At 67.8% G+C, this 600-nt stretch carries 2 protein-coding genes; one reads left to right on the top strand and one right to left on the bottom strand.

What is annotated here, in order from left to right; translation table 11 throughout:
- Positions 1–38: 38 nt before the first annotated feature.
- A complete protein-coding gene (locus RFN28_RS34735; RefSeq protein ID WP_320291617.1) occupies positions 39–335 on the bottom strand; it encodes a DUF736 domain-containing protein in 297 nt (98 codons plus the stop codon).
- Between RFN28_RS34735 and RFN28_RS34730 the strand changes: the two genes are divergently transcribed.
- Positions 334–600 (top strand): hypothetical protein (locus RFN28_RS34730; protein WP_320291616.1); only part of this gene is annotated, 267 nt, incomplete at its 3' end. The two genes, RFN28_RS34735 and RFN28_RS34730, sit on opposite strands and share 2 nt — an antisense overlap.

Here is a 600-nt window from a genome sequence, read left to right as displayed (position 1 = left end):
GCGGCGCCCCGTTGTGGTGTGAGGCGCCGCGATGTCGGTCAGCGTGACCAGATCAGCGCATACTTGCCATCGTCGCCTTCGAAGAGGTTGGCGTAGATGGGTGCGCTGAAGGACGGATCGTCGAGCTTGACCGAGTGGTAGGTCCGATCCTCCTTGGAGGTCCGGCGCCAGGCGGCACCGATCTCGACGCCGGAGACGATGACCCGCAGGTCGGGCGCCTTGTCGCTGGCGGGATCGCTGGGGATGAGGCGCGCCTTGGCGTCGATGGCGAGGGTCTTGATGGTGCCGGTGAAGGTGCCGTCATTGCTGAGGGTGAACGAACCGATCTGGGACATGGTGGAACTCCTGTGCTGTGTTCAAGCCCGCGACCATCGCGGCCTTGTGGCGATCGGGAGCCCCGGGACGGCCGACCCGCACCGTCAGGCCGCAGCGCATGCGAAGGACGGCGCGCGGCGATCTTGTTGTTGGGCGAGGAGCGGCGCAGCCGCGGGGAAGAAGATTGCCGTCGCGCTGTTGCGGGGAACAGGCCGGGTCGCAGACCGCATCCCGGGGCAGATCCGCCCAGAACAAGGCCCGTCGGTCGCAGGGCATCACGGCACC

The sequence above is a fragment of the Mesorhizobium album genome (assembly GCF_033977205.1).
Classification (GTDB): Bacteria; Pseudomonadota; Alphaproteobacteria; order Rhizobiales; family Rhizobiaceae; genus Mesorhizobium; species Mesorhizobium album.
Note: the sequence above shows the minus strand (reverse complement) of the source record. Positions and strands in the feature narration are given on the sequence as shown.